The following is a 24,646-nucleotide window of genomic DNA, read 5'->3' as shown; positions in this document are numbered from 1 at the left end:
GAACGTGTTGTGCACCGGCACAGACCTGGTACGCGCGCCCCTGACGGGGCGGCGGCGGATGACATTCTCAGCGGCCATGGGCGGCGGACGCAGAACGCGCACGGAAGAGGAATGGTCGGTCCTGCTGTCGGCGGCAGACGTGTTGATCGCCGACATCCCCGGGCTCACCGAGCACCTCATCGAGGACCTGGCGAAACACTCGCCGCTGTTCGACCTGGCCGTCCCGCGCGACGAACACTGGCAACAGATCAGCGAGGCCATGCACTACGGCATCGAAGCCTTCACCGCCCGCCGGTCGGCCCCGCGCAAGGACCTGGCGTACGCGGAGGAGTTGGGCCGCCGGCGCGCCGAACAGGGCCTGCCGCTGGACCTCCTCCTCTACGCGTACCGCCGGGCGGGCCGGCTGACGTGGGACGCGCTGCTGGACACCGTCACCGAGAAGGAGCCGGAGGCGCTGCCGGTACTGGCCCGCGCGGCCGGGGCCATGTGGGCGGGCATCGAGCAGCAGGCGACCGCGACCGCCGAGGCGTACCGCACCACGGAGGTGGAGATGCGCCGACGCAGCGACGAGAGGGTGCAGGCCCTCCTGGACGCCCTGCTGGAAGGGGACACCGCCCCGGCCCTGGCCGCCCAGGTGGCCCTCGCCCTGGACCTGCCCGAACCGGGACGCTACGTGGTGGTGGTGCTGCCGGCCGACCGGGGCGAAGCGGTACACCGGGTGGCGGCGGCGAACGGGATGCGCCTGTTCTGGCGGATGCGCACCGAGCGCGAACTGGCCGTGGTCGCGTTGGGCGACTCCGCACCGTCCGACCTCGTCGCGGAGCTCGCGGACCGCTGCCCGGGACCGGGCGGAATCAGCCCGGTGGTGGGCGGACTCACCGAACTGGGCCGGGCCCGTCGGCTCGCGGAGACGGCGCTGCGCACCTGCGGGCAGGAGGAACGGGCCCTGGTGCAGCTGGCCGACCGGCTGCCCACCGCGCTGGTGGTGCGCCAGCCCGAACTCTCGGCGGAACTCGTCCACGCGGTGCTCGGCCCCTTGCTGGACCTCGATCCGGCGGACCGGGCGATGCTGCTGGAGACCCTCGACGCCTGGCTGGCGGCGGAGGGCTCGGCGGGCCGCGCGGCGAGCCGGCTGTACTGCCACCGCAACACGGTCTTCAACCGCCTGCGCCGGCTGGAACACCTGACCTCGATGTCCCTCTCCCGCCCCCGCGACCTGATCGCCCTGACCCTGGCGCGTGACGCGTACCGCCTCTCGGGCGGCTGACCGCGCCCCCGGCCGACGTCCGCGGTACCTCCGACCGCGGCGAGGGGGTGGGACATGGAACTCCCGTACCGGATCGGAACCGAGAAGGGCTACCGCCGGCCCTGCGCCGGACGCCGGACGTCGGAGGCCGGAGGCCGGGCCGATGTGCTGACCGCCGTCTTCCGCGACGGCACCGGAAGCCTCACCGGCAGAAGTGGCGTCGGGCATACTTCTGCCGGAGAGGTACGGCGTTCCGGCTGGGCCGCCCTGACCAGGGGATACGCAGACATGGACAGCGGTACACCGGCCACCGGCGGATTCGGCGCGCTCCTGCACGGTCTGCGGACGGGAGCCGGGCTCAGCCAGGAGGAGCTGGCGCACGGTGCGGGGGTGAGCGTACGGGCGCTGTCGTCCATGGAGCGCGGCCACACCCGGGGCCCGCAGCGCCGCACCGTGCAGGCCTTGGCCGCAGCCCTCGGCCTGGACGCGGTCGCCGCCCAGCGGCTGGAGCACACCGCGAGCCTGGGCCGTCCCCGCCCCGCCCGCGCGACGCAGGCCCCGCCGGCCGCCGCCGCAGGGGATGCCGTGGCACCGGCGGGCGTGCCCGATCTGCTGCCGCGCGCGCCGCGCGGCTTCCACGGTCGGGCGACGGAGCTCGACGCCCTGTCCCGGGCCGCCGCGGACGAGGCGCCCGTCTGTCTGGTCGTCGGGCCCGCCGGGGTGGGCAAGACCGCCCTCGTGCTGCACTGGGCCCACCGGTGCCGGTCCGGATTTCCCGACGGGCGGCTCTACGCCGACCTGCGCGGTTTCGGCGACACGGGCGGGCCCGCCCTCCTGGAGGTGCTGCGCGAGTTCCTGCCGGCGCTCGGGGTGCCGCACGGCCGGATTCCGGAGTCGGCGAACGCCGCGGCCGCGCTGTTCCGGTCGCTCGCCGCCGACCGCGGGCTCCTCGTCGTCCTCGACAACGCCCGGGACTCCGAGCAGGTCAGGCCGCTCCTTCCCGGCGGTCGCCGCTGCGTCACCGTCGTCACCAGCAGACACCGGCTGTCGGGGCTGATCGTCACCGACTCGGCCCGGCCCGTCGCCGTGGACGTGCTCGGGCCGCAGGACGGCACGATGCTCCTCGCCGGGGTGCTCGGCACGGAACGGGTGCGCGCGGAGCCCGAGGCCGCGCGACGGCTGGCCGCGCTGTGCGGCGGGCTGCCCCTCGCCCTGCGGGTGGCAGGAGCCCGGCTCGCGCAACGGCCCGGCTGGTCGCTGGACGCGATGGCGGACGAACTGTCCGACGAGACGCGCCGACTGAGCCTGCTGGACGTGGAGGACACCGGTGTGCGAGCGGCGCTGCGCGTGACCCTGCAACAGCTTCCGTCCGAAGTCTCCCGTCACTTCGCCCATCTCGGTCGGCACCCCGGCACGCACGTCGACCGCTATGCGGCGGCGGCCCTGGCGGACACCGACCCGGCAGCCGCCGAAACCGCCCTGGAGCGGCTGGCCGTCGCACACCTCGTCACGGAGACGGCGCCCGGACGATGGACGATGCACGATCTGGTGCGGCTCTATGCGCGCAGCCTGGACGTCGGGCCCGACGCGCTCAAGCGCGTGCTCGACCACTTCATCGCCACCGGCCTCGCCGCGGTGGCGGCGGCCGAGCCCGGCAACGAGGAGTGCTTCCCGCTGCCGCCGGACTTCCTGCCGCCCGCCGCCGTGCGGGAGTTCGGCGATCGATCCGCCGCCGTGGCCTGGTACGCGGCCGAACGGGACGACCTCACCCTGGCGGTGGCCGCCGCGCACGCCGCCGGACTGCACGGCAGGACCTGGCGGATCGTCATGACGCTGTGGCCCCTGATCGTCTGGCGGGTACGGGACGGCTGGGTCCCGCTCCTGGAGACCGGGCTCGCGGCGGCACGCGCCGACGCCGACCGGTACGGCGAGTCACGGGTGCTGAACGTGCTCGGCTGGGTGCTGATCGAGGAAGGACGCATCGCGGATGCGCTGACCCGTCTGGGGGCCGCTTGTGCGCTCGCCTCCCGGGCGGGTGACGCGGTGGCCGAGGCGAACGCCCTCATCGTTTTGGCCGTGGCACAAGCGGCGCTCGGCAAGCTGGACGAGGCCGCTGAAGGATGCGAGCGGGCGGTGGAGCTGTCGCGCCGGGCGGAGGACCGGACCATCGAGCGGCTGGCGACCCAACACCTCGCCCGCCACCGGGCCGACGCCGGGAATTGGCGCCAGGCCCTCGACACGGCGACCGAGGCGCTGGCCTTCGACGACCGACCGGGCACGTCCGACGTGCCCCGGATCCTCCTCCTCGTGGTGAGGGGGGAGGCGCTGCTGGGTCTCGGGGACGAGGCCGAGGGCCTCCGGCAACTCGACCTGGCGGCCCGGGAGGCGGAATCGTGCGGCTACGACGACGGCGCGGTACGGGCGCTCCGCGCTCTGCTGCGCGCATCGGCCGATGAGGAACTTCAGGCACGATACGAGGCGGCCGTCGCGCGACTCACGACGCGGACGTGACGCGGCGACCGTCTCGGCCGGGCAGCAGCGCATCCGCGAAGGCGGCGGCGCGGTCGACCTTCTGAGAGGACGTCACCATGCGCGTCCCGCCCGGTCACGCGCCCTCCGCTGACCGGGCACCGGCCGGAGTCCCTGCGGTAAATGGCTGGCAGGTGCATGACGAGTGAGGGAGGCGGGGGGCTACCTTCTTAGGGCTCCGGAGGGGCGGCCGCCCGAACGCGCGTGCCACAGGCGGGCGGTGGCGGCGTCTCCAGTGCCCCGGCTCCGCCGAGGGGTCGGGTCCCCCCACGCGTGAAGGAAGACAACCATGTCTCTGGGCATCTGGCTGAAAGCAGGCACCTCCGCCGCCGCGCTCGTCCTCGCCGCGGCAACCGCCGCGACCGCGGCACCCGCACCCGCCCCGGACACCACCGCGGCAGTGGTGACACTCCGTTACGACGACAGTCGGGCCGTCGGCTGGGAAGCGGCCGTCGCGGCCGGGGTCGCGTCCTGGAACGCGAGCGTCGGCAACGTACGGCTGGTGGAGGCCGCCCCCGGGGTCCGGGCCGAGATAGTGATCGTCGCGACCACCGGCTGGCCGCAGGCCAACCTCGGGCCGGTGCGTCCGGGGCGACAGGTACGAGTCGAACTCGGTGCGCAGGCCGTGAGCCAGGGCTACGACAAGACGCGCATCGCCGCGCACGAGCTGGGCCACAGCCTGGGCCTGCCGGACACCAAGCCGGGGCCGTGCACCCAGCTGATGTCCGGGTCCAGCGCCGGGACGGCCTGCACGAACGCCGTGCCCAACTCGACGGAGCGGTCCCGCGTGCAGAACGCCTACGCGAACGGGCTCGCGGGGGCGGTCCCGGCCGACGGCCGGGTACTCATCGACGCCCCCTGACCATCGGGGTGGGCGAGTGGGCCGGTGCGGGGCCCGACCGGAGGTCGGGACTCCCGGAGGGCAGCCGTGCCGGTCCACCACCACGCCTTCATGAGGAAGCGGCTCCGGGCGCGGGTGCCGCGGCTCGGCGGTCACCTACGACCGCCCCTCCGTTGCGGGCGGGCGGGTCCTGCCGCGCCCTACCCCACTGTCCTCCCACACCCGAGCAGGCTGGAGTACTACGCACGCGGCGTCCGTCGGCCCACGCCCCACTCGCCGAGCGGCGCGACGAGGTCGGAATCGGACAGCTGGTATCCGATGGCCACCGTCGCGTGCGGGGCGGGGACGAAACGGGGCCGGCCGCGGTCCGCCTCGGACGCCTGACCGGAGGCCGCGGCCGCGGCCGCGACAGCACCGGCCACGGCCGTGGCACCGGCAACCAAAAGGAACTTCTGCTTCATGCTGGCTCTTGCCTCTCGTTGTCCTCGACACGTCCCGCTCTTCATTCCTGGACCACGTGGGGGGCCAGGACAGGGGCGCTGTGCGCCGGCGGCAGGGGCGACCGCCGGTGCGGGGGCAGCGCCCCTGCGGCAGGCTCAGTCGATCACGGCGGACGGGTACGGTCCCAGGCAATTCCACCGGCAGAAGTACGGTGGCGTTCTTCTGCCGGGCGTCGGACCCACCGTGCCGAATCCGACCCCGCCGCGAACCTCGGCTTTCCCGCCGCCGCCCCGATCGCCCGCGCCGCGCACCGGCCCGACCTTCGGTTCACCCCCGTCAGCGAGCAGGGACGCGCCGGCACCTGACGTGCCACCCTGGCGCGGGGTGCACCGCGCGCCGGTGCGCCCGTACGGTGTAGACCCGACGGGACGGCCGGTGTTCCGCGAGGAGGAATCCACCGCTTCGGCCGGCGGGCCCGTACGGTCGGGTCAGGCTGTGCTGATGAGGGGAGATGCTGGTGGAGGCGCCAACGGTGGCGGTGCGGTCCGAGACGGGCGGCGTGTGCAGGGTGGTGTGCTCGGGAGAGTTCGATCTGGATTCGATCGGCCTGCTGGCGGACGCCTGTGACCGCCAGGCCGCCGGCGCCGACCTCCTGGTCGTGGACGTGGCCGGGCTGACGTTCGCGGATTCGGCGTTCCTCGGTGTACTCGTCCGCCTGCGCCACACCCGCCGGCTGGTTCTCGCGGGCCCGGTGCCCGGCCAGTTGCGGCGGCTGCTGGAGATGACGGGCGTCCTGCCCCTGTTCGAGATCCGCGACGACAGCACACCGGCCTGACCCGGCGCTGCCCAGGGCGCGCGTCCCGGCGGAGGCTGTCCGGGCAAGGCCCAGGCCCCCACTCCGGGGCGGGCGGGGCGCGCCAGTGCGGGGACTGAAGCACGGCTGGATCCACGCGGAGGGCTTCGCGATGCCGACACCGGTGGCAGTGTGGCTGACCGATGATTCTGCCGCGCCGTGCTGGTCTGTACGTCGCATGCCGACTCACAGGAGGCTGACGCCGTGCGGAAACTGACCTTTGCCATGAACGTGAGCCTGGACGGATACACCGCCGCGCCCGGCGACGACCTCGGCTGGAGCGTGCCGAGCGACGAGCTGTTCCAGTGGTGGTCCGACCGGGTGGCCGCGACGGGCCTGGCGCTGTACGGGCGCAAGCTGTGGGACGAGATGAGCTCCCACTGGCCGACCGCCGACCAGCAGCCGGGTGCCACACCGGCGGCGATCGAATACGCCGGGCGCTGGCGGGACATGCCGAAAGTGGTGTTCTCCTCCACGACCGGCACGGTCGACTGGAACACCCGTCTCGTCACCGGCGACGCGGTCACCGAGATCACCAGGCTCAAGGCCGAAGACGGCGGCCCCATGGACATCGGCGGTGCCACACTCGCCGCGGCGGCCATGCGGGCCGGGCTGATCGACGAGTACGTGATGCTCACCCATCCGGTCCTGGTGGGCGGCGGCACGCCGTTCTTCACAGCCCTGGACAGGTGGGTGAACCTGACCCTGAGGGAGACCCGGACGTTCCCCGACGGCCTGCTCCTGACCAGGTACGAGACCAAGCGCTGAGCCTCCCGTGGCCGAAGCCCCGATGCGGCATGGGTGTCGACACGTACTGTCGACACGTACTCGGGGACCGCGCCCCTCATCGCCGACCTGCGCCGATTCATGGACCGCGCGCAGGTGTGAGGCGTACGCGAACGACCAGGCCCGCCGGCTGGCTCAGCCTCGGCGAGGGCGACATGGCGGAGATCTCCGCACTGGACCGGGGCGAGCGGACCGGCCCCGACCCCGACCGGTTCAACGGCTGCGCCCCTCCTGCCACCCCGCGGCGCCGGGACTGATCCGCGCTCGGCGGGGCAGGCGCGGGGCGCGCACCCCCCGACGAGCGGAGTCCTGTCGTGACCGAGTCCCCCCAGCCGCCCGTACAGCCGGATCCGCACACCTACCGGCGGGCCGCGGACTACGCGGCCGCGGCCCTGATCCACCTCCAGGACAACGTCCTGCTGAGGGAGCCGCTGCGGCCCGAGCACATCAAGCCGCGTCTGCTGGGCCACTGGGGCACCTGCCCCGGCATCACCATGGTCTACACCGCGCTCAACACCCTGGTCCGCAAGCGCGGCGCCGACGTCCTGCTCGTCACCGGACCCGGGCACGTAGCGCCCGCCCTGCACGCCAACCTCTGGCTCGAAGGGACCCACGAGGACCACGACCCGGAACTGGCCAGGACCGAGGCCGGCCTGCGCACCCTCGCACGCCGCTACTGCGCCCCCGACGGCTTCCCCAGCCACCTCTCCCCGGCCGTGCCGGGCACCCTCCACGAGGGCGGCGAGCTGGGCTACGCCCTCGCGACCGCGTTCGGCGCCGCACTGGACGCCCCCGACCGCATCGTGGCCTGCATCGTCGGTGACGGCGAGGCGGAGACCGGACCGACCGCCGGAGCCTGGCACTCCACCAAGTACCTGGACCCGGTGAGCGGGGGAGCGGTACTCCCCGTCCTCCACCTCAACGGCTTCAAGATCTCCTCGCCCACCGTCTTCGCGACGATGTCGGACGAGGAACTGACCGCCCTCTTCCGCGGATGCGGATGGGACCCGCGGATCGTGGACGTCACCGACGATCCGCCGGCAGACCCCCTCGGGGCCGCGGTCCTCGACGCCCACGCCGCCATCCGCCGACTCCAGCAGCGTGCCCGCACGGGGGACGAGCCGGTCCGCCCGGCCTGGCCCATGATCGTGCTGCGCAGCCTCAAGGGCCAGGGCGCGCCCGCCGAGGTCCAGGGCAAGCCGATCGAGGGCACCTTCCACGCCCACCAGGTACCGCTGCCCGACGTCCACGAGGATCCCGAGCAACTGCGGGCCCTCGAAGGCTGGTTGCGTTCCTACCGGCCGCAGGACCTGTTCGACCGTGAGGGACGCCCGCTGCCGGACGTCCTCGTCGCCGTACCGGAGGGCGGCGCCCGCATCGGCGCCCAGCCCGCCGCCAACGGGGGACACCTGCGCCGGCCGCTCGACCTCCCCCCGCTGGAGCCCCACGCCGTCGACCTGCCCCGGGGGCCCGGAACGGCCGACGCGAGCCCCACCCGCGCCCTCGGCGGATGGCTGGCCGAACTGATGCGCACCAGCGCCGAGAACCGGGACTTCCGCATCGTCTCGCCCGACGAACTGGCCTCCAACAAGCTCGACGCGGTCCTGCAGGTCAGTGGCCGTGCCTACGTCTGGCCGGCAGAGGGCTACTCCGAGGACCTGACCCGCGACGGCCGGGTGATGGAGATGCTGTCCGAGCACAACTGCCAGGGCTGGCTCCAGGGCTACCTGCTCACCGGCCGCCACGGCCTCTTCCCCACCTACGAGGCCTTCGCCGCGGTCGTGGACAGCATGGTCAACCAGTACGCGAAATGGCTGAAGGCCTCCCGCGACGTCCCCTGGCGCACCCCGGTGAGCAGCCTCACCTACCTCCTCACCAGCGAGGGATGGCGTCAGGAACACAACGGCTACAGCCACCAGGGCCCCGGGTTCATCAACAACCTGCTCAACCGGAAGAACACCGTCACGGGCGTCTACCTGCCACCCGACGCCAACACCCTGCTGGTCACCATGGCGGACCTGCTGGACGAGACCGGCAAGGTCAACGCCGTCGTCGCGGGCAAGCACGACGCCGCCCAGTGGCTCGACCTCGACGCGGCCCGCGCCCACTGCCGCGCGGGCGCCTCCGTGTGGGAGTGGGCGAGCACCCACGGCGGCGAGGAACCCGAGGTCATCCTCGCCTGCGCCGGAGGCATCCCCACCGTCGAGACGCTGGCCGCCGTCGACCTGCTGCGCCGCGACCTGCCCGACGCCAGGATCCGCTGCGTGAACGTGGTGGACCTGTGCGCCCTCGCGCCGCCGGAGCGCCACCCCCACGGGATGGCGGAGGACCGCTTCCGCGCCCTGTTCGGCGAGGACGTCCCCGTCGTCTTCGACTTCCACGGATACCCCTCGGCCGTGCACCAACTGCTCCACGGCCGCCCGCACCCCGAGCGGTTCCACGTCCGCGGGTACGTCGAGGAGGGCACCACGACCACCCCGTACGACCTGCTCACCCTCAACGGGACCTCGCGCCACGACCTGGCCGCCGCCGCACTGGCGTACACGGAGAGCCGCTCCGGCCGGTCCCGGGACCTCGCCGAGCACTACCGGCGGACCCGCGACCGGCTGCGCGCGGAGCTGCGGCGCACCGGCGTCGACCCGGCCGAGATCACCGGATGGCGGTGGCCCGTCTGACGGTTCCGGCCCACCGGGCGTGCGGGAAGGGCCCGGACTCGTCGAGTCCGGGCCCTCCCGCACGCAGGCGGCCGTGGCCGCGCCGGATCAGCGGCGCGGGCCGTTCCTGCCCTCGCCACGGCGGGCGTTCTTGTCCTCGTCGTAACGGACCTGCTCCTTGCGGACGGTCTCGGAGACCTCCTGCTGCTCCGTCACCCTCTCGGTCTCCAGCCGTACGCGCTCGACCGGCACGGTCTCCTTGCGCGTCACCGCGCGTTCGGCGTGCAGGGTCACTTCCTTCTCCGCCTCACCGATGCCGCCCCTGACCCGCTCGCCCTTGCGGATGGGCTCGCGCACGACGCGGACCTCCTCGTGGCTGACGGGGACGGTGGTGGTGACGTTCTCGGTGACGACGACCTTCTTCAGCCGGGCGCGCCCGACCTCTTCGTTCGTCGTACCCACGCGCAGCCGCTCCTCGGAGCGGACCACCTCGTCGCCGCCGCGGCCCTCGCGCGGCTCGTCGACGTACGTTCCCGTGGCGGTCCCGGGGGCGTCCACGGCGGTGCGGCGGGCCTTGCCGTTGCCGTTGCCCTTGCCCTTGCCGTTGTCGTGGGAGCCGGGCAGGCCGTAGTGCTGGTACAGCCTGCGCTCCTCATCGACGTCCAGGTGCTGGTCGGCGTCGACGCGCGGAGCGTCCTTGACGAGCTCCTTGGCGTGCGGGACGTGCAGGGCCTCGCCGTCGCTGCGGGCGCCGGCCAGCGGGACGAACGACTCCTTCATGCCGAACCAGCCGGTCTTGACGGTGACCCACTCGGGTCGGCCGGTCGCGTCGTCGCGGTACACCTGGCCGATGCTGCCGATCTTCTCACCGTCCGTGTCGTAGGCCGTGAGGTTGATCAGCTGCTCGGTGCTCAGGAATCCGTTTCCAGCGCTCATCGGTGCATTCCTCCAGTGCGGTACGGCACGTGACGCGCAGCGACCTCGATGTCCCGCGCTCACCTCGTGCCCCTCCCCAGCCCGCACCCCGGGGCGCCCGCCCGCAACCGCTCGGCGACACCGGAACGCGGGAGGAGGCGCTGCCGGACCTGCGCCACACGGTGTCTCGCAGGTATGACGTGTAGTGACCGCTCTGATCCGAACGGGTGAACGCGTGAACGGGTATCGCCGCCACCGGTGCAGCGCGTGCGCGGCGAACGTGGCGAACCAGGCGACGGCGATGGTGGGCCGTACGAGGTCCAGCAACTCGGCCGTGGCGGTGCGCGGGTCCAGGAGCCGCCCCTCCGGGTCGCGGTACCAGGCCACCGTCTCCAGGGCCGAACGTTTGGTGACGGCCTCCGGCTGGGTCCCGCGCACCCGTGCGATCAGGTCGGCCAAGGCCTTCTCCGGTCGGGCACGGGCACGGGCGCGGCGGGCGCGCAGATGGCGGGACCCGGGAACGGCGAACCCGTCCACCATGGCCGTGCAGTCGCGTGCCGGCTCCGAGGCCGCCGAGTCGCTCAGGGGGAGCCCCGCCCAGTCGCACACCGCCCGAGCGAGGACATCGGCGATCAGGTCGAAGAGCACCACCCTGAGTTCTGACCACCCTTGCGGACTCCCGGCGCATCCGGCCGGGCAGCCACGCGTACCCGTACATCAAGAGGCCGAGGGTGCTGTCGTTCCACGGAGCGGCGGGATTCCTGGAAGGGGTGATGCGGCGCGGCTACCCGATGCGATGTACAGCACACCCATCACCCGCTCCTCGAAGCGGAGTTGGGTGCCCGGGATGACGGGAGCCGGCGACCGTGTCGATCGGTTCCGCGCAGTCGCTTCGCCGGCCTGCCGTGCTCAGTCGCTCTGCGGCGAACGTCCGCCGGCCGGCAGCCGCCGCGTGACCCGGTCGAACAAGTCCGTCAGGGGCTCGGCGATGTCCTGGCCGAACTCGGTCACCCCGTAGGTGACTTGGGGTGGTGTCGTCGGTTCGACCTCGCGCCAGAGCAGACCGTCCTGGACCAGTGCGCGCAGCGTCTGAGCGAGCATCTTCTCGCTGATGCCCTGAATGCTGTCGCGCAGCTCGAAGAAACGCAGGTTGTTGTGCCGCAGGGAGATCAGAACCCAGATCCCCCACCTGCTGGTCACATGGTCGACCACGTCCCGGGCGGGGCAGTCGGTGTGAAACACCTCATACGGCCGGCCCGCCTCGGCCTGCGTCAGCTGCGCGCCTTCCTTCATGTCCGGAGCTTACCTCCGGGTATGTCCTTACGGAAAGTAAGTCGGCCTCCTAGCGTCGGTTGTCACAGCGCACAACTGACCAGGAGCAGAACATGATGGTGGTGACCGGAGCTACCGGGAACGTGGGCCGGCCTTTGACGCAGGCCCTGGTCCAGGCGGGCGAGCAGGTGACGGCGGTGTCGCGACACGAGGCGGCGGTGGCGAACGGGGTCCGGCACGTGCGGGCCGACCTGTCCGAACCGCAGGGTCTCGCCGCAGTGTTGGAGGGGGCGACGGCGCTGTTCCTCCTGCTGTCCGGCGACCTGCACGCCCCCGAAGCCAGGCCGACCGAGATCATCGATCTGGCCGAGGCCGGCGGGGTCCGCCGGGTCGTCCTGCTGTCCTCGCAGGGCGTGGCCACCAGGCCGCACGGCCCGTCGCGGATCGCGATGCGCGCGGTGGAGGACGCCTTGCGCGGGTCCGGCATGGACTGGACCGTCCTGCGGCCGGGCGGCTTCGCCTCCAACGCCTTGGCCTGGGCTGAGTCCGTCCGCACCCGAGGCACGGTCGCCGCACCCTTCGGCGATGTCGGGGTTCCGGTCGTGGACCCGGCGGACATCGCCGAGGTCGCGGCGGCCTGCCTGCTGGACGACCGGCACACCGGCCAGATCTTCACGCTGACCGGTCCCGAGGTGATCACGCCGCGCCGGCAAGCGGCAGTCATCGCCGCCGCGCTCGGCGGGCCGCTGCGGTTCCACGAACTCACCCGCGAGGAGGCCAAGGACGCGATGACCCGGTTCGTTCCGCCGGAGCTCGCAGACGACACCCTCGACATCCTTGCCGCCCCGAACCCCGCCGAACTGCGGATCAGCCCGGACGTGCGACGAGTCCTCGGCCGCGGCCCGCGCCCCTTCGACAACTGGGTCGCCCGCAGCATCGCCGCGTTTCGCTGAGCCGCGCCTCAGCCGAATCGACGGGACCGCCTCCAGGACGCCGCATCCAAGGACAGCGGCACCGCGCGCGGGGTCTCCCGGCCGGAGCGGTGACAGGAGCCGGGCCGCGCACGTGGACTGCCGGAAGCGGCCCTACTGGGTGCGCTGACCCCTGGCGGGCCCGCACCGCAGTCCGACGCCGTGGCCGTGCGGCTCGGAGAGACCGGGGGCGGGCGGATCCGGCACAGCCACCGGCGCGCGGACCGCCGGCCGCGTCGCACGGATCTGCTCGCACACCCCCGACCCCGCGAGGCGGTCCGCGAGCGAGGACACACGCTCGCGGACCGGCTCCGCGACCGGCGCCGACGACGTACGAGCTCTGATCGGGCCCGCCCGCACGCAGGAGGAAGGAGAAGCGAGAAGCCCTGGGAGACCGAACCCCCTCACTCGCTTCGTACACTCGTCCCGTGGACGGGATGAAATGCACGTACTGCGGCGCCGTCGGACTCGAACCGGGTTTCGTCGAGGACGCGGGGGAGGGCTCGCGCGGCTACGCACGCTGGATCGCCGGGACGTTGGAGCGTGGTCTGTTCGGGGGCGCCAAGCGGCTGGGCCGGCCCCGCCGCAGGATCGAGGCGTACCGCTGCTCCCGCTGCGGCCACCTCGAACTCTTCGCCACCGAACCCGTCTGACGGTGCCCGGAGGGGACCTCGGCGCCGCGCGCTCCGGCGGCCCCGCGGGATCACCACCCGCACCGAGACGCCTGCCACGGGCGAGAGTTCGCACAACCCGAAGAGGCTCACACCGTCCTTGAGCGGAGGCGGCCACCGCCTGCCCCGGGCACCTTCAGCCCCGCGCAGGTCGTGTGAAAAAATGGCCGATGGTCCTGCCCCGCCCGGTGGGGAAGGGAATGGGAGACCACCGTGACACGCTCGCCCCGGCTCGCCGCCGCTGCCCTCGTCCTCTGCTTGTCGGCCATGGCCGCATGCGGCACCACGCAAGCCGGTGCCGGCGCGGCCTCCGAGAGCGCGCCCGTCGCCGCTCCGATCCCCACGGACCCCGTGGCAGCCCATGACAAGGACTTCCCGGGGATAGCGGCAGGCTGCCCCGCGACGGCCGCGTCGGAGCCCGCGCCGACCGAGCCTTCCGCCCTGCCCACGGATCCCGAGGCCGCCAAGTACGCCGAGAACCACGCCTACCGGCAGACGACCCGACTCACCCCGGCGATGCGCTGCCGGGGCGACGCCCACGCCCTGCGCATCCGTCAGGCGTTGACCCGGCCCGGCGCCACCACGCCCACCGCCGAAGCGGAGCTTAAGTCCGTGCTCAAGGGACTCGGCTACCGCTCGGACAGCCACGACGCGCACGTCTACCGCACCGGCGGCGCGCTCGCCTTCACGCTCTTCATCCCCGGCGCCGGCCCCTGCGTCACCGGAACACCCACCGATCCCGACGGGATCAAGGCCCACGGCGCCTACGGGGAAGGCGGCTGCATCGCACCGAGCGGCGGTCACTGACTGAATCGACCGGTGGTCGCGCGGGGCGGACACGTACACCTCGACGTCGACGCGGGTGTCGGGGGGCGCAGGCGCTCACAGGCCCCGCAGTGGCCGGTTCGCTGCGGGGCTGTCAGCTCACGCGAACTCCGAGCGGCCGGGGTCAGCCCTTGACGGTCGGCACGTTGGGTACGCAGAAGAGGCCCTGCAGGTATCGGAAGACGATGTGCTGGCCATCGGGACACCAGCCCTGGTTCGGGTCCTTGTCGAACGGGATGCCGTCGTACACGCCGCGCGTGCAGAACGCCTTGGCGTCACTGTTGTAGCCGCCGAAGAAGCCGCCGTTCTTGAAGCACTGGTCGGCGGTGACGGTGGTCGGGGTGGCGGCGGAGGCAGTCGCCACGGGTGCGAGGGCGAGGGCGGCCCCCAGAGCCAGGGCGGCCGAAATGCGGTATCGCATGACAACTCCATGATGTGGTGGACAATTTGGCAGAAGCCGCCACTCATGTTTCCCGCCCAGCAACCCACGGGCCACACGTCCCGACCCCAATTCCGCCCCTGAAGCCCCCTCAACCGGACCTAGAGCCGCCCATCGCCGGCCCTGGCGGAGCCCGCCGGGTGGCTCCTCCGAACCGCGAAGCGGGCGGGGCGTTGCCCCCGGCAGGGGCCGTCACCGCCCAGATCGTCGAAGAGGTCGACACGGAGTTCCCGGGACTCGCCTGCTGGTAGCAGCGGCGAGCCTCTCCCGTGCCCTGCAGGGGATTGGGCCCTCAGGGCCCCGGGGAAAGGCGTGCGATCCGAGGTTGGAGATCGCCGGAACGGGCCATCGGCCATGGATCGAGGAGACCGTTGCCGGTCCCGCCTCCCCGCTCCGGCACACTTTCGACTTGCCTGCCAGGAAAGTCGAAGGTAACTTTCCTGGTGGGAAAGCAATCGAGATCGGGAGAGTAGTGATCATGGGCACGCCAGTGGATGCCGAACAGGCATGGAAAGACCTCCAGCGCATCCGGGTGCCGCAGGAGCGGGTGTACGACGAGTTCGAGCGCTCCGCGTCCGGCGGGCGCGGCATGGCCTACGGCACGGCCGCGCTCATGTGGGTGTTCCTGGCCGGCGTCGGCTTGGACCTGCCCGGGTGGGGCGTCGGACTGTTCATGGCCGCCTACGTCGGCCTGTTGAGCGTTCTGATCGTGATGAGCAGCCGCAGGAACCGGATGCAACTGCACCACACGCGCTACCCCGGGCGCACGTGGGCGGCGTTCGGCGTGACGGCGGTGCTGGTCGGCGGGACGATCGTGCTGGTGGACCTCCTGACCGAACCTCTGGAGCCGATCTACGCCGGCCCCATCCAGGCCACGGTCGCGGTGGCCGTCTACCTGCTGTCCCTCGGTCCTGTCAACCGCTGGGCGGTCGACGCGGTGCGGAGCGGCGGCAAACCGACCGCCGACCAGGAGGCGGGCCGATGAGCACTCCCACCGGCTTCGATGAGCTGATCCACCCCGCCACCCGCCTTTCGGTGGTCGCGCTGCTCGCCGCCACCGAGTGGGCGGACTTCGCCTTCATCCGCGACAGCCTCTCGCTCAGCGACTCCGCGCTGTCCAAGCAACTGCACACCTTGGAGGGGGCCGGGTACCTGGAGACCCACAAGGAGGGCGGCGGCCGCAACCGCCGTACGAAGGTACGCCTGACGGACCGCGGCCGCACCGCCTTCAAGGGGCACGTGGCGGCACTCCGAGCCATCGTCGACGGCGCCGGACCCGCGATGGAGGCCGCCCGACAGCAGCCCCACGCGCAGACCGGCCGATGACGACGTACGGGCGCACCGACGTCCAGCCGGTGATCCAGGTGCGCGATCTGACCATGGCGTACGGCGATGTCGACGTCCTGCGCGGCATCGATCTGGACGTTCACCGCGGCGAGGTCTTCGCGCTGCTCGGACCCAACGGCGCGGGGAAGACCACCACCGTCGAGATCCTGGAAGGCTTCCGGCAGCGCTCCGGCGGGGAGGTGAGCGTCCTCGGCACCGACCCCGAGCGGGGCGGCGACGCGTGGCGGGCCCGGATCGGCCTGGTCCTGCAGTCCTGGCGCGACCACCGCCGTTGGCGGGTCGCCGAGCTGCTGACCCACTTCGCGACCTACTACCCCGACCCACGCGACCCGGCCGAACTGCTGGCCCTGGTCGGCCTCACCGACCAGGCCGGCCAACGGGTGGACCGCCTGTCGGGCGGGCAGCGCCGGCGCCTCGATGTCGCGCTCGGCATCGTCGGGCGCCCCGAACTCCTCTTCCTCGACGAGCCGACCACCGGCTTCGACCCTCAGGCGCGGCACGAGTTCCACGTCCTGGTCGAACAGCTGGCCCGCGACGAGGGCGTCACCGTCCTGCTCACCACCCACGACCTGGCGGAGGCCGAGCGGCTCGCCGACCGGATCACCGTGCTGGTCGGCGGCCGGATCCGGGCTTGCGGCTCACCTGCGGAACTGGCCCGGCGCGCCGCCGCCCAGGCCGAGGTCCGCTGGACGGCCGACGACGGGACGCCCCGCCGCGAACGCACGGCGGAACCCTCACGGCTGGTCTGGGAACTCCACCGACACGCGGACGGCCCGATCGCCGACCTGCAGGTCCGCCGCCCGACGCTGGAGGACACCTACCTGCACATGGTGCACCGGGAGGCCGGCGGCACGAACACGGACACGATTACGGACACCATTACGGACACGGATGCGGATGCGGACACGGACGCGGAAACACCAACCGCATGAGGGGACACCGATGACGAACCGGGCGAACAGCTGGCGTGCCGGACTCCAACGCGGCGGAATCGAGCTGCGGCACTTCCTGCGCAACGGCAAGGAGATGTCCGGCCAGCTGACCAACGTGGTCGTCGCGGTGCTCGTCGCCGCCTACCTCAGCGACGACGTGCCAGGCACCCGAACCCCGATGTCTCATCTGGTGCTGGCGGGTTTCGCCGCCTACCTGCTGTTCCAGGTCGGGCTGATCAACCTCCCGCAGATCCTCGTGACCGAACGGGAAGAGGGCACCCTACTGCGGCTGCGCGCCACTCCCGGAGGGATACCCGCCTACCTCGTCGCCAAATGCCTGCTGGTGGTCGTCCTGGCGGTCGGCACCCTGGCGCTGCTCCTGGTCGCCGGCGCCCTGCTGGCGGACGGACCACTACCGCGCGGGCCGGGTGACTGGCTGACCTTGCTGTGGGTCACCGCCCTCGGGTTGCTCGCCGTCGTACCCCTCGGCGCGGCCATCGGCGCCGTCCTGCCCAACCCCCGCGAGGCCCTGGCACTGATCATGCTGCCGACGATGGGGCTGCTGCTCACCTCGGGGACGGTGTTCCCCATCACGGCACTGCCCGTGCCGGTCCAACAGGTGGCCTCGGTGTTTCCGCTCAAGTGGATGGCGCAGGGCCTGCGTTCGGCACTGCTCCCGGACTCGGCACGGACCGCCGAGCCTGCCGGTTCCTGGGAACTGCCCACGGTCGCCCTGGTCCTCGCGGCTTGGGCGGTCCTCGGGTTCCTCCTCGCGGTACCGCTCCTGCGCCGCGCCGCCCGCCGCGAGTCCGGCTCGCGGCTGACCGCCCGCCACCGCAAGGCGGTACGGAACGGCGCGCCGGCGGCGTAGACGGCCTCGCGACCACCGGGCCACGCCGCCCCCGGGATCTCTACCCCGGTGACCGGGCCCTCGCGCTGGAGCGGCCGAACCTCGTGTGGGAGCGGCCGAAGGTCCATCCGGCCGCACCCCTGCCCTGGGACGCGACGGACAGCAGCGGGGGATCGGGCGTCATCCGAGGTCGGGGTGGTGGCGGGCTCGGTTCGGAGCGCTCTTTCAGCTGCCGGCGAGTTCGCGGACCGTTGCCATGTCACTGAAGGGGATGAGTTCCTCGCCGATGATCTGGTGGGGTTCGCTGCCCTTCCCGGCGATCAGGACGGTGTCGTCCGGACCCGCCGCGGAGAGGGCGAAGGCGATCGCGAGCCGGCGGTCGGTGAACCGGTGGAACGGTGTGCCGGTCGAGGTGAGCCCGGGGGCGATCTGGTCGAGGATCGCTTCGGGGTCTTCGGTGCGGGGGTTGTCCGAGGTGAGGACGCACAGGTCGGAGTGGGCTCCGGCGATCTCGCCCATCTCCGCGCGTTTGGTGGTGTCGCGGTCTCCGCCGCAGCCGAAGACGGTGATGACCCGGCCGGTGGCGTAACCCTGGATCGTGGTCAGGACGTTGCGCAGGGAGTCGGGGGAGTGGGCGTAGTCCACGATCACCGAGGTCCTGCCCGGGGTCTCGAAGCGTTCGAACCGGCCCGGGATCGGAGGCATCCGGGCGAGCGCGGCGATGAGCCCGGCCAACTCGTGTCCCAAGGTGTGGCAGGCCGCCACCGTGGCGAGCGCGTTGGCCACCGCGTACCGGCCGGGCACGGGGATCGACGCCGGGTATGCGTGGCCGTCGTGGTGCAGGGTGAACCGCATGCCCGAGGCGTCCATGTCGATGTCGGTCGCCCGGTAGTCCGCCTCGACAGCGTCGAGGGCGTACGTGGTGACCGCCTCGGGCATCAACCGCTGGATTCCGGCCCCGACGGGGTCGTCGGCGTTGACCACCGCGTGCCGGCACAGGCCCTGGAACAGACGCAGCTTGGCGTCCCGGTAGTTCGCCATCGTTCCGTGGTCGTCCAGGTGGTCCTGCGTCAGGTTGGTGAAGACCCCGACATCGACGAAGGCGTGGTCCAGCCGGTGGGTCAGAAGGGCCATCGAGGTTGCCTCCAGCACCACGCCGGCGACGTCGCGGTCGCGCATGTACCCGAGCAGGTACTGCAGGTCGGGTGCCTCCGGCGTGGTGAGCACCGACGGCGGCATCGGGATCAACTCGTCACCGATCCGGCTGCCACCCGTCCCGATGACCCCGGTCTTCGTCCCCTCGGCGATCCGCAACGCGGACTCGACCATGTACGACACCGAGGTCTTCCCGTTGGTTCCGGTGACCGCGACCACGTCCATCCGTCGTCCCGGTTCTCCGTGGTAGCGCGAGGAAGCGAGCGAGGCTGCCTTCCGGGTGTCCGCCACCCGGACCAGACAGACTCCGGAATCGGACGCCCGTACCGATGCGGGAAGGCCCGGAAGGTCGCTTTCGACGAGTACCGCCACCGCACCGCGCGCGACGGCGGCTCCCACGGACTCCGGGCCGCCCGCCCGATGACCGGGTACGGCGAAGAACAGTGAGCCCGAGGTCACCCGGTGTGCGTCGAAGGCCGTTCCCGCGGTGACCAGCACCTCGGTGTCACCCCTGAGTACCTCGTGGTCGTGCCCGGCCAGCAAGTCGCTGAGCTTCACAGTGATTCCTTCGAAAACGGCGCGGCCCTGTCGTGCGACCGTCGCCGGACGGCAGGACCGGCGGCATGCCGGAAGCTGCGGTGGTGACGTGGAACGGTCCTCGGCGAGCCGGCTGCGACGGGGCGGGTTCGGCCGTTGGACGGGGTCCTGCGGTGCGATGGAGGGGAGGAACAAGCACCCGGATCCGGGCAGCCTGAGGTCGAACAGCCTGAGGTCGAGCAGCCCGAGGTCGCGCAGCCCGAGGTCGAGCTGCTCACCGGTCCGCGCGGTCGCGACCTTGATCGACCTGCAGAGCGGGCGGGGCCTGAACGGCCCTGTGGTACGAAGGGAAAGCCAGCTAGCCGTGGCCGTGCAGCGCGCGGAGGACGGGCTGCGGCGCTTCGGCGCGGCAGGCGGAATCCAGACCTTGACGGCCGGGGATGGCGGCCGGGTACGGCGCCGTGGCAGCCCGCGGGCTCATCGTCACCACCCCGCCGGAACTCATGAGCCGAGTGTACGGCCCCGGCGCCACGCCCCACGCCGCCCGTGATCACCCCGGAAGGCATCGCGCGCGCCGCGCCCGGAGCCGGCCATGCCGCCCGCCGATACGGGTCACCTGCCCGCCCCCGGCCCCCGAGGCCCGCTGTAGGGGGAGCCGGCCGCCGCCACGGGCAGGGCCAGCATGCGCATCACACCGTGCGGAGCCGGCCGACCACGCACCCGGCCCCACCGGGTGGTCGGCGACAAGGGCTACTGGTTCCGCAGGATCCGCGCCTCCTTGCGCAAACGGGGAAGCGCCCGCCACTGCTGCCCCTGTTACGTCGCCGTTCACCGGATCGCGTCCGATGCCGACGGATGCGGACGACGTCGAGGGGCGTCACCCATGTGGCCGAACCCGTCGGAGGCGGGTGGCAAGCAGCATCGGGTCCCCCGGGCGTAGGCGCCAGTGAGGGTCCGACGGCGCTCCGGCGTGGCCCGCCGATCAGTGCCCGCCACTCCGCGCGTCGATGTCGGAGCTTGCGCGGCCGGTGGCCCGCGTCGATGTCCGGCCGTCCCTCCGCGGGCCGCGTGATTCGGCGGGAGCGGGGTACGCGCCCCATGACCGTGCCATCACCCCTGCCTCAGGGAGCACTCCCGTCCCGGTCGCAGCGGCGCGGCAGGTTTGGTTCCCCGTTCCGCTCTGCCGCCAGGAGGTCATCGTGGCCGTACGCCATCAGCTCATCCGGCGCCCCCCGCGCGCCGTGTGGGCCGTACTCGCCGACCCGAACCGTTACGGGGACTGGGTAGTGGGGCCGTGTGACTCCACCCCGCTCGACAGCGCCTGGCCCGAACCCGGTTCCCGGCTGCGCTACACGATCAAACTGGGGCCGTGGGCCACCGAAGGCACCACCACGGTCCGACATCGGGAGACCGGCAAGGAACTGGAGCTGGAGGCGGCGTTCAAGTCCCTGGGTACGGCGAGGATTTTCCTCCAGCTCAGGCCCTGGGGCGAGGAGACGCTGGTCGTCTGCGACGAGCACCCGTTGCGGGGCCTCGGTGGAACCCTCCACAACCCGATCAGCGAGGCCGCTCTCCAATTGCGGCATCGCGGCATGCTGGCCCGCCTGGCCAGGATCGTGGAACAACGGCCGCACGAGGTGCTCCATGCCTGACGCGGTGGTCATCGGGGCCGGTCCCAATGGGCTCGTCGCCGCGAACCTGCTGGTCGATGCCGGGTGGAGCGTGGAGGTCCTGGAAGCACAGGACGAACCCGGCGGCGCCGTGCGCAGTGATCGGGGGGTCGACCCGGATTTCGTCTCGGACGTCTTCAGCGCGTTCTATCCGCTCGCGGCGGCTTCTCCGGTCCTCGCCGGCCTCGATCTGGCCCGCGAGGGCCTGCGCTGGACTCACGCCCCGAGTGTCCTCGCCCACCCGCTGCTCGACGGCAGGTGCGCGGTCCTGGAGCGACGCGTGCAGGACACGTGCGCGGGGCTGGCAGAGTTCGCGGACGCGGACGGCGATGCCTGGGAGGCCCTGTACCGGACGTGGGCGCGGCTGGGTCCCGACCTCGTGCAGGCTCTTTTCACACCGTTCCCGCCGGTCCGCGACGGCCTGCGGTTGGCGGGGAAGCTGCGTGCCGCGGGCGGGCTGCGGTTCGCCCGCATGGTGGCCCTGCCCGTACGACGGCTGGGCGAGGAGACGTTCGTCGGCGAGGGCGGCCGCCTGCTCCTGGCGGGCAACGCGCTGCACGCCGACCTGGCCCCCGAGGCGGCCGGCAGCGGCGGCTTCGGTTGGCTGATGTCGATGCTCGGGCAGAGCCACGGCTTTCCGGTCCCCGTGGGCGGGGCGGGCGCCCTGACCACGGCCCTGGTCGACCGATTCCGTCGCGGTGGGGGCGTCCTTCGGTGCGGGGAGCGGGTCGCGTCCGTCGTCGTACGGAGCGGCCGCGCGGTCGGGGTCAGGACCGAGGGCGGCGAGGACGTGCCGGCGGGCCGTGCCGTGCTGGCGGACACCTCCGCGCCCGCCCTCTACCGGGATCTGGTGGGTGAGGAGCACCTCCCGGCACGCCTGATGAGGGACCTGGAACGCTTCCAGTGGGACTTCGCGACCTTCAAGGTCGACTGGGCCCTGACCGGGCCGGTGCCGTGGTCGGCGCCCGGGGCGGTGGGGGCGGGAACCGTCCATCTCGCCGACGGCGTGGACGGCCTCACCCGCTTCGCCTCCCGGATCGCCACCGGTTACGTGCCCGACGAGCCGTTCGTCCTCTTCGGACAGATGACCACGGCCGATCCCGATCGCTCGCCCGCCGGTACGGAGTCCGCCTGGGCCTACACGCACCTGCCCCAACGTGTCATCGGAGACGCCGGCGCCGACGGCATCACCGGCCGCTGGGACACCCGCGAGCAGGAAGCCATGGCCGACCGCGTGGAAGCGCAGGTGGAGCGGTACGCCCCGGGCTTCCGCGCCCTGATCGGCGCCCGCCGGATCCTGGCTCCCACGACTCTCCAGGCCATGAACGAGAACCTCCACAACGGTTCCATCAACAACGGCACCACCGCCCTGCACCAGCAGGCGATCTTCCGCCCCACCCCGGGCACCGGCCGCCCCGAAACCCCCATCGCCCACCTGTACCTGGCTTCGGCGGCCGCCCACCCCGGCGGAGGCGTCCACGGGGCACCCGGGGCGAACGCCGCACGGGCAGCCCTGCGGCGGCGCGTCCTGCACCCCCTCTTCCACCGCGCCCAACGGGTCTGACGACCTACCGCGACGCGCGGCACCCGTCCCCACCGTCGCGTCCAGCGGGACCGACCACCGCCCCGGGGAGCCGGGGCGGTGGTCGGTGGTGTTGCGGAGTCAAGACGCCGCGGGAGCATGCGCGGGCGAACGTTGCGCACAGTTGACGGCGGGCTACGGACAGCGGCCGTGATGAGCCGCTCGGTCGGGGTCGGTAGTGCGTCGTATGTCGGCGACAACTTCCGGACAGGCGGCGCCTTCGGCGGTGCCGACGGATGGTCCCCGGCGGCCTTGTTCGAACGTCCGCTCCCGAAGCAGGGTGCGTGAGCCTTGTGGCGGCGGGTTCGAGGTGGGGCGGCGGATCCTTTCCCCAGTACTACTGATCCGCCCATGCGGGTGGACCCGCCGGACGGTCCCGGACGGGCCTCGGCACCCGCACCTATAAAGGGGCCCGTCACATTGATCGACTGATGGGCCCTCACCATGTTCCAGGCCGCTCTGCGGGTGCTCGCCGCCGTCTCCCTCGCCTCCCTCGGCTTCGCCGCCGCCGTCTCTCCCGCGACGGCGGCCGTGTCCCCCGCCACCTCGGCGGCCGTCCGCGACGACCCGCTGACCGCGCCCTGCGGGCCCGCGGTCGAGTACCGGGCCTGGGACTGGTGGCGCACGACGACCAACCCCTCGCTGGCAGGCCCCGTCGCCGGCGCAGCGGCGTTCGAGCGGTGGCAGTGGCGCTCGGACGTCAACGCCCTGTGGCGCGGCGACACCCGCGAGACCGTGGACGAGATCTTCCGGACCGGCTTCACGCCCCGGGGCGAGCAGGTCACCCCGCTCGCCGAGTACATCGTCAAGGGTGGCGGCCAGAACAGCGCACACCTCAGCACCAGTTGTGAGAAGTGGGTGGCGCAGAAGTTCGCCACGTACGGCAGCGCGAAGACCGGCTGGGTCTACGAGATCCACGCGCCCGGCGGCATCGACGTCAACGCCACCGCCCGCCTGAACAACTACAACTCGCCCTACCTGTGGAACAAGGAGGTCGACTTCCCCGGCGGGGTCATGGGCCGTTTCATCAAGGGGGCCTGCAAGTTCCGGCTCACCCACACGGATCCACAGACGAAGGTCAACACCTACGAGGAACTCGGCTGCAAGAACAACGACGGTTTCGCGCCCTACGTGACGGACGACGCCGCATAGGGCGCGGCCCGCGGACGCCGATCCGCTCGGACAGCGGATGACCCGCCTGCCGAGGCCGGCTGTCCATCGCAGCCGACGAAAATGCCTCAGGACCTCGACCAGGAGGCGCGCTCCCGGTGCGTCGTCCGAGCGGCACTTCGAAATGCCGAAGAGGAAGGGTCCGCCAGCGAAAGTCCCGCGCTCGGCCGGCCCTTGTCCCCCGCGGTCACTGCGACCGCGGGGGCGGGGACCGGTATGCGAGGATCGGCGTGGTCCAGCGGATACCGGGCAGACGCCGAGACATGGAACGGTCACGAGGGAGCGACGAGCGGGGTGGACACAGCCCCCACTCGGGAACGATTGCCACGGCTGAACACCCCCCGCTTCCCACCACGGTGGCCGAAGCCCGCCGCCAGGTCCAGGACCTGCTGCGGCGATCCGGATTCTCCCGCGATACCCGCGCGGTGACGGACGCCCTGATGGTGACCTCCGAGCTCGTCACCAACGCCGTACGCCACGGCGACGGCCTGACCGACTTCCGCGCAGACGTGCACGGTGGCGTGCTGCGCCTCTCGGTGGCCGACCGCAATCCCCGAGCCCCGCTCTCCCGGACCGGCCCCACGGCCGTCATCCGCATAGGCGGCTACGGCTGGCCCCTGGTTCAGAGCCTGGCCGATCACCTCACCATCACCCCCTCCGGCAACGGTAAGCGGATCACCGTGGACCTGAACCTTCACTGAGCAGAGTCACGCCGGAGCGCACCTCTCAGCACCGTCCTGAGGGCTGCCGACGGCGGGTCACACCGCCCGGTTCCACGACACGAGACCGCCGTCCGCCCCGTGACGGGCGACCGACCTGCCCCTACCGACCTGCCCGGACTCTCGGAGGGAACGCTTCACTCCTGCACAGCAACTGAACTCGCGAAACCTGTTTCGCGTATTGCTTGACGGGTGTGGCTGTCTGACGCATGATCTGGGGGTCAGCACACAGCAGCGCCAG

Annotated in this window: 24 protein-coding genes; 18 read left to right on the top strand and 6 right to left on the bottom strand. The window is 72.3% G+C overall.

Annotation, left to right across the window (positions count from 1 at the left end; all coding sequences use genetic code 11):
* Nucleotides 1-58 precede the first annotated feature (58 nt).
* The 3 genes from ACZ4XJ_RS25345 to ACZ4XJ_RS25335 all read left to right on the top strand — a co-directional run bounded on the left by ACZ4XJ_RS25345 (nt 59) and on the right by ACZ4XJ_RS25335 (nt 4,637).
* Nucleotides 59-1,267, top strand: coding sequence for a PucR family transcriptional regulator (locus tag ACZ4XJ_RS25345; RefSeq protein WP_362876080.1), 1,209 nt, complete (start codon nt 59-61; stop codon nt 1,265-1,267).
* Between the two features lie 54 nt (nt 1,268-1,321).
* Nucleotides 1,322-3,757: a helix-turn-helix domain-containing protein gene (locus ACZ4XJ_RS25340; RefSeq protein ID WP_468497469.1), complete on the top strand. Its 2,436-nt coding sequence runs from the start codon at nt 1,322-1,324 to the stop codon at nt 3,755-3,757.
* 307 nt (nt 3,758-4,064) lie between these two features.
* A complete protein-coding gene (locus tag ACZ4XJ_RS25335; RefSeq protein ID WP_468497468.1) occupies nt 4,065-4,637 on the top strand; it encodes a snapalysin family zinc-dependent metalloprotease in 573 nt (190 codons plus the stop codon).
* A 218-nt stretch (nt 4,638-4,855) separates the two neighbouring features.
* On the opposite strand, the gene ACZ4XJ_RS25330 is transcribed toward ACZ4XJ_RS25335, so the two are convergent.
* A complete protein-coding gene (locus ACZ4XJ_RS25330) occupies nt 4,856-5,077 on the bottom strand; it encodes a hypothetical protein (protein WP_468497467.1) in 222 nt (73 codons plus the stop codon).
* Between the two features lie 497 nt (nt 5,078-5,574).
* Between ACZ4XJ_RS25330 and ACZ4XJ_RS25325 the strand changes: the two genes are divergently transcribed.
* From ACZ4XJ_RS25325 to ACZ4XJ_RS25310, 4 genes are all read left to right on the top strand, one after another.
* Nucleotides 5,575-5,892, top strand: a complete 318-nt coding sequence (locus tag ACZ4XJ_RS25325; RefSeq protein ID WP_468497466.1) for an STAS domain-containing protein — start codon at nt 5,575-5,577, stop codon at nt 5,890-5,892.
* Nucleotides 5,893-6,114: 222 nt separating this feature from the next.
* Nucleotides 6,115-6,678 carry a dihydrofolate reductase family protein gene (locus tag ACZ4XJ_RS25320; RefSeq protein WP_468497465.1) on the top strand — a complete coding sequence of 188 codons (564 nt, stop codon included), beginning with the start codon at nt 6,115-6,117 and terminating at the stop codon, nt 6,676-6,678.
* A gap of 116 nt (nt 6,679-6,794) precedes the next feature.
* A complete protein-coding gene (locus ACZ4XJ_RS25315; protein WP_362876161.1) occupies nt 6,795-6,953 on the top strand; it encodes a hypothetical protein in 159 nt (52 codons plus the stop codon).
* A gap of 57 nt (nt 6,954-7,010) precedes the next feature.
* Complete coding sequence (locus ACZ4XJ_RS25310) at nt 7,011-9,371, top strand: phosphoketolase family protein (protein ID WP_468497464.1); 2,361 nt, start codon at nt 7,011-7,013, stop codon at nt 9,369-9,371.
* Nucleotides 9,372-9,458: 87 nt separating this feature from the next.
* Here ACZ4XJ_RS25310 and ACZ4XJ_RS25305 read toward each other — a convergent pair whose 3' ends face one another.
* The gene (locus ACZ4XJ_RS25305; protein ID WP_468497463.1) at nt 9,459-10,286 is read right to left on the bottom strand and encodes a DUF2382 domain-containing protein; all 828 of its coding nucleotides are present in this window, start codon (nt 10,284-10,286) and stop codon (nt 9,459-9,461) included.
* Nucleotides 10,287-11,174: 888 nt separating this feature from the next.
* Complete coding sequence (locus ACZ4XJ_RS25300) at nt 11,175-11,558, bottom strand: winged helix-turn-helix transcriptional regulator (protein WP_362876072.1); 384 nt, start codon at nt 11,556-11,558, stop codon at nt 11,175-11,177.
* A 92-nt stretch (nt 11,559-11,650) separates the two neighbouring features.
* Between ACZ4XJ_RS25300 and ACZ4XJ_RS25295 the strand changes: the two genes are divergently transcribed.
* The 3 genes from ACZ4XJ_RS25295 to ACZ4XJ_RS25285 all read left to right on the top strand — a co-directional run bounded on the left by ACZ4XJ_RS25295 (nt 11,651) and on the right by ACZ4XJ_RS25285 (nt 13,986).
* On the top strand, nt 11,651-12,490 hold the full coding sequence (locus ACZ4XJ_RS25295) for an SDR family oxidoreductase (protein WP_468497462.1): 840 nt from the start codon (nt 11,651-11,653) through the stop codon (nt 12,488-12,490).
* 455 nt (nt 12,491-12,945) lie between these two features.
* Complete coding sequence (locus ACZ4XJ_RS25290) at nt 12,946-13,161, top strand: hypothetical protein (RefSeq protein WP_468497547.1); 216 nt, start codon at nt 12,946-12,948, stop codon at nt 13,159-13,161.
* 231 nt (nt 13,162-13,392) lie between these two features.
* Entirely contained in the window at nt 13,393-13,986 is a 594-nt protein-coding gene (locus ACZ4XJ_RS25285) for a hypothetical protein (RefSeq protein ID WP_468497461.1), read from the top strand.
* 142 nt (nt 13,987-14,128) lie between these two features.
* Here ACZ4XJ_RS25285 and ACZ4XJ_RS25280 read toward each other — a convergent pair whose 3' ends face one another.
* Entirely contained in the window at nt 14,129-14,425 is a 297-nt protein-coding gene (locus tag ACZ4XJ_RS25280) for a hypothetical protein (protein WP_362876068.1), read from the bottom strand.
* A gap of 496 nt (nt 14,426-14,921) precedes the next feature.
* Here ACZ4XJ_RS25280 and ACZ4XJ_RS25275 point away from each other — a divergent pair, with 496 nt between their 5' ends.
* The 4 genes from ACZ4XJ_RS25275 to ACZ4XJ_RS25260 are packed head-to-tail and all read left to right on the top strand — an operon-like array spanning nt 14,922 to nt 17,593.
* Nucleotides 14,922-15,428 carry a hypothetical protein gene (locus ACZ4XJ_RS25275; protein ID WP_362876067.1) on the top strand — a complete coding sequence of 169 codons (507 nt, stop codon included), beginning with the start codon at nt 14,922-14,924 and terminating at the stop codon, nt 15,426-15,428.
* Nucleotides 15,425-15,769, top strand: coding sequence for a transcriptional regulator (locus ACZ4XJ_RS25270; protein ID WP_362876066.1), 345 nt, complete (start codon nt 15,425-15,427; stop codon nt 15,767-15,769). The genes ACZ4XJ_RS25275 and ACZ4XJ_RS25270 overlap by 4 nt, the downstream gene beginning before the upstream one ends.
* Nucleotides 15,766-16,722: an ABC transporter ATP-binding protein gene (locus tag ACZ4XJ_RS25265; protein WP_468497460.1), complete on the top strand. Its 957-nt coding sequence runs from the start codon at nt 15,766-15,768 to the stop codon at nt 16,720-16,722. Before ACZ4XJ_RS25270 ends, ACZ4XJ_RS25265 begins: the two co-directional genes overlap by 4 nt.
* A 10-nt stretch (nt 16,723-16,732) precedes the next feature.
* The gene (locus ACZ4XJ_RS25260; RefSeq protein ID WP_468497459.1) at nt 16,733-17,593 is read left to right on the top strand and encodes an ABC transporter permease; all 861 of its coding nucleotides are present in this window, start codon (nt 16,733-16,735) and stop codon (nt 17,591-17,593) included.
* 204 nt (nt 17,594-17,797) lie between these two features.
* Here ACZ4XJ_RS25260 and ACZ4XJ_RS25255 read toward each other — a convergent pair whose 3' ends face one another.
* Complete coding sequence (locus ACZ4XJ_RS25255) at nt 17,798-19,285, bottom strand: UDP-N-acetylmuramoyl-L-alanyl-D-glutamate--2,6-diaminopimelate ligase (RefSeq protein ID WP_468497458.1); 1,488 nt, start codon at nt 19,283-19,285, stop codon at nt 17,798-17,800.
* Between the two features lie 337 nt (nt 19,286-19,622).
* Entirely contained in the window at nt 19,623-19,769 is a 147-nt protein-coding gene (locus ACZ4XJ_RS25250) for a hypothetical protein (protein ID WP_468497457.1), read from the bottom strand.
* A 694-nt stretch (nt 19,770-20,463) separates the two neighbouring features.
* Between ACZ4XJ_RS25250 and ACZ4XJ_RS25245 the strand changes: the two genes are divergently transcribed.
* From ACZ4XJ_RS25245 to ACZ4XJ_RS25230, 4 genes are all read left to right on the top strand, one after another.
* Entirely contained in the window at nt 20,464-20,916 is a 453-nt protein-coding gene (locus ACZ4XJ_RS25245) for an SRPBCC family protein (protein ID WP_362876061.1), read from the top strand.
* The gene (locus ACZ4XJ_RS25240; RefSeq protein ID WP_468497456.1) at nt 20,909-22,498 is read left to right on the top strand and encodes a phytoene desaturase family protein; all 1,590 of its coding nucleotides are present in this window, start codon (nt 20,909-20,911) and stop codon (nt 22,496-22,498) included. Before ACZ4XJ_RS25245 ends, ACZ4XJ_RS25240 begins: the two co-directional genes overlap by 8 nt.
* 462 nt (nt 22,499-22,960) lie before the next feature.
* On the top strand, nt 22,961-23,668 hold the full coding sequence (locus ACZ4XJ_RS25235) for a scabin-related ADP-ribosyltransferase (RefSeq protein ID WP_362876059.1): 708 nt from the start codon (nt 22,961-22,963) through the stop codon (nt 23,666-23,668).
* Between the two features lie 281 nt (nt 23,669-23,949).
* Entirely contained in the window at nt 23,950-24,387 is a 438-nt protein-coding gene (locus tag ACZ4XJ_RS25230) for an ATP-binding protein (RefSeq protein WP_468497455.1), read from the top strand.
* Nucleotides 24,388-24,646 lie beyond the last annotated feature (259 nt).

It is taken from the genome of Streptomyces sp. NPDC029836, assembly GCF_055574495.1.
The sequence above is the reverse complement of the archived record's forward strand: the minus strand, read 5'-3'. Positions and strand labels throughout refer to the sequence as shown.

Excerpts from the sequence above, each read along its gene's own strand:
- ACZ4XJ_RS25345 (WP_362876080.1), top strand. The coding sequence starts at position 59 with ATGACATTCTCAGCGGCCATGGGCGGCGGACGCAGAACGCGCACGGAA.
- ACZ4XJ_RS25340 (WP_468497469.1), top strand. The coding sequence starts at position 1,322 with ATGGAACTCCCGTACCGGATCGGAACCGAGAAGGGCTACCGCCGGCCC.
- ACZ4XJ_RS25335 (WP_468497468.1), top strand. The coding sequence starts at position 4,065 with ATGTCTCTGGGCATCTGGCTGAAAGCAGGCACCTCCGCCGCCGCGCTC.
- ACZ4XJ_RS25330 (WP_468497467.1), bottom strand. The coding sequence starts at position 5,077 with ATGAAGCAGAAGTTCCTTTTGGTTGCCGGTGCCACGGCCGTGGCCGGT.
- ACZ4XJ_RS25305 (WP_468497463.1), bottom strand. The coding sequence starts at position 10,286 with ATGAGCGCTGGAAACGGATTCCTGAGCACCGAGCAGCTGATCAACCTC.
- ACZ4XJ_RS25300 (WP_362876072.1), bottom strand. The coding sequence starts at position 11,558 with ATGAAGGAAGGCGCGCAGCTGACGCAGGCCGAGGCGGGCCGGCCGTAT.
- ACZ4XJ_RS25295 (WP_468497462.1), top strand. The coding sequence starts at position 11,651 with ATGATGGTGGTGACCGGAGCTACCGGGAACGTGGGCCGGCCTTTGACG.
- ACZ4XJ_RS25290 (WP_468497547.1), top strand. The coding sequence starts at position 12,946 with ATGAAATGCACGTACTGCGGCGCCGTCGGACTCGAACCGGGTTTCGTC.
- ACZ4XJ_RS25280 (WP_362876068.1), bottom strand. The coding sequence starts at position 14,425 with ATGCGATACCGCATTTCGGCCGCCCTGGCTCTGGGGGCCGCCCTCGCC.
- ACZ4XJ_RS25275 (WP_362876067.1), top strand. The coding sequence starts at position 14,922 with ATGGGCACGCCAGTGGATGCCGAACAGGCATGGAAAGACCTCCAGCGC.
- ACZ4XJ_RS25270 (WP_362876066.1), top strand. The coding sequence starts at position 15,425 with ATGAGCACTCCCACCGGCTTCGATGAGCTGATCCACCCCGCCACCCGC.
- ACZ4XJ_RS25265 (WP_468497460.1), top strand. The coding sequence starts at position 15,766 with ATGACGACGTACGGGCGCACCGACGTCCAGCCGGTGATCCAGGTGCGC.
- ACZ4XJ_RS25260 (WP_468497459.1), top strand. The coding sequence starts at position 16,733 with ATGACGAACCGGGCGAACAGCTGGCGTGCCGGACTCCAACGCGGCGGA.
- ACZ4XJ_RS25250 (WP_468497457.1), bottom strand. The coding sequence starts at position 19,769 with ATGAGTTCCGGCGGGGTGGTGACGATGAGCCCGCGGGCTGCCACGGCG.
- ACZ4XJ_RS25240 (WP_468497456.1), top strand. The coding sequence starts at position 20,909 with ATGCCTGACGCGGTGGTCATCGGGGCCGGTCCCAATGGGCTCGTCGCC.
- ACZ4XJ_RS25235 (WP_362876059.1), top strand. The coding sequence starts at position 22,961 with ATGTTCCAGGCCGCTCTGCGGGTGCTCGCCGCCGTCTCCCTCGCCTCC.
- ACZ4XJ_RS25230 (WP_468497455.1), top strand. The coding sequence starts at position 23,950 with ATGGAACGGTCACGAGGGAGCGACGAGCGGGGTGGACACAGCCCCCAC.